The organism is Candidatus Lokiarchaeota archaeon, from assembly GCA_014730275.1.
Taxonomy (GTDB): Archaea; Asgardarchaeota; Thorarchaeia; order Thorarchaeales; family Thorarchaeaceae; genus WJIL01.
This window is the reverse complement of record WJIL01000036.1, coordinates 1-2,742: the sequence shown is the minus strand read 5'-3', so window position 1 is coordinate 2,742 and position 2,742 is coordinate 1. Positions and strand designations below refer to the sequence as shown.

At 43.0% G+C, this 2,742-nt stretch carries 1 protein-coding gene; it reads left to right on the top strand.

What is annotated here, in order from left to right; translation table 11 throughout:
* The first annotated feature begins 220 nt into the window (after nucleotides 1-220).
* Nucleotides 221-1,810: a hypothetical protein gene (locus GF309_04700; protein ID MBD3158067.1), complete on the top strand. Its 1,590-nt coding sequence runs from the start codon at nucleotides 221-223 to the stop codon at nucleotides 1,808-1,810.
* Nucleotides 1,811-2,742: the final 932 nt, after the last annotated feature.

The following is a 2,742-nucleotide window of genomic DNA, read 5'->3' as shown; positions in this document are numbered from 1 at the left end:
TCCAACATATTCATTCTTCTTCTAAGTTCTTCAAAAATCGTATAAAGTTCTCATATTGCTTATATTGAAATCGCTTGGCCGTGTTTTCCCGCTTTTTGGCTGAAAATGGGATGTTTTTGCAGACAAAGTGCAATTTCAAGGTCCACTTGATCATAATCATGTTCTAACACGAATAGATTTTATTGGATATCGTTTCTCTATACTTGGAGGATAGGATGCATTGCGAGTAGCAACTCTAGATTGGTTGAACAATCTAGGACCGAATCATGCTGAACCGTACTGGTTTACCGATGAGCGAATATACGCTGGGATTAACGCCGCTCAATTCCAAGATGATCTTGATTGGGGAAAATTTGAGAACTACATGGGATTACAACCTGTTCCAAAACACAACATTGTGAAAGACACATCAACCTCCCTAGAAGACATTCTACCAATCAAAATCGACGTAAAATCGAATCTTGGAACATGCAACCTTCCAATTGACATAAGCGACCTCGACTACCTGATCCGTCGTTTAGAGGAGTTCGACCACAAGAAATCACCGCAAGAGTATCTATACCAAGCCCCCGGGTTGAATATTGTAACCAGAGGAATAATTGCACTGCATGAGTACGCGGTATCCTGTGGAGAGAAACTGGATTGGAGTAGTGCGCTCGAAAACTACGTATCAATCGATAAACTAGCAGAACTGAACTACAGTGGATTTGCACGGACTCTCTGGCCAAGGTGTGATGTGCTACCGGACGCTGCCGCAGAATACGATAACAAGAAGTTATTGCAGGAGCTAAGACAGTCTTTCAATGCACTTCAACACCCTGCGTTATTACAGGTAGTTGAGAAGGTTTGGAGCACAGAAGAGCAGAGTAACATAACATACAGTCTAATCCGCAAGGAAACTGGGTGCACCAAGCGTGATGCTAGTCGTTTCTTGGAAGAACTATCCTTCTTGATAACTGAACGCTTCATACCTGAAATAGCAGCGCTCGGGTTTAGATACAGATGCATGCTGACGCCAAACCTACGTCCTCGAATCTGGAATGCTGGCCTCGTAAGAGCATACGAAATGGTGGATTCAGACCATCCTGGTTTCTTCTTGTATGTCGAGCCTCGAGAAAGCAGCGGTCCTGAGCAAAGCGATTTGCAGGAGGGTGCAGTACATTTCACTGCGACTCGTGGAGTACTCTCCTTCCGGCTCGATCTCTGGGATGGCAAAAAGTGGCTTTTCGAACCCTATGAACCGAAGCCAGAACCCGTTGAAGGCAATAAAGAGCGATGGCTTCTGAAGGAATTCAACACGTATGATGAAAAGGTACACCTGAAAACTGGTGAAACAGTACTCCTAGGAATTCTCATGTCATACTTGGGAGATGATGCCTCAAGAGATCTGTTTCTAGAGCTTCTTGAGTTTCCATCGCGCTCTGAGAGGCGATACAGAAAAAGGCTGTTAGACAATCAGATTGTTGAAAGATGCTATCATCCCAAGCTCTGCTTCAGCGGGCTGCAGGATGGCGTTCTTCTTGCTGTGACGGGGAATGACAGAATAGAGGAAATATGCAATCATCTTCTCTCAATTTCTGTTTACTGCGAAATCTACAGCAATGAATCTGATGGCGCGCTCTGGTCAATTATCCGAATGCCAAGATACCGCTCGGATATATTCCAAGGAATCCTAACTGAATACTTTGAGGAAATGAATGTAAAATATTTCCTTGGCAGAATGCTGTCGGAGAATTCGTATACGATGACTCTTCCAAGACGCCTTTATGATGAAAAGACAGGAAGATTTGCCAATCCATGGGCTAGCTAGCATTCACAACCTTTTGAGGTGTCTGCTAAACCAACGATGAAGGTTACCGTTGATACCTTCTTGCTGTATTCAATCTAGGCGGTTCCAAAATTATCTCTATTTGGGTCATCATTGTTTATCGTGTAGCAGTATACCATATGAGCGGCGGCACTATCCCAATCAAAACGAGATTAAGATGTTGAGAGAGGAGCATCAAAGCTAGGATATCTAAAAGATTAGATGCAAGAATTCAGTTTGCGAGATAATAGATCTCAAATCTTATTGAATATCTGTGATTCCATAGGGAAAAAGGGGGAGAAGCTACCCCCTTTTCGTACGCGTTCAGCGGTTCACCAGGGTTGATCAGGCATCTCTGGATCCAATATACTTCACCTCAAAATGAAGTATAGCGAAACAGCTCATCACTTACCCAGACGAAAGCATGGTCGAATCGCAAGGATATCTTCATGGATTTTATCAATCTATCCCAAAAGATGTCAAAATACAAGATGGTGGCTTAAATTGGATTGAGTAGAACGATATTGACCGGATTAGAGGTTCATCGATGAATAACAGTCCAAAGCAGTCAATAAAGAAATTTCTGTGAAAGGAGCTCGTTTACGTCATTATCCCAACCTTCTTCGGTAACTATTCGCTGGAAGAATCGGTAGGTGAATGCTCTAAACGCTGAAACCTTTGACATTCGGACCTCATATTCACTGCTTATAATATGCTTCAATAGTTCTTTTCTGTCATTCTTTGCACAGCGAACTACAGCATATGAACAATCTCCACTGGGCTCAGTAAGAACAGAACAAGTAGGTACTGTGTTGAGCAAGGCGCCCATTAGAGAACAAACAGCCGATTCTACGCCCTTTACTTCTAAGAATGTAAGAGGTAACCCATACGGCGAAACTCTGTACATCAAATCTAATGCTTTTCCGTCCCTCATG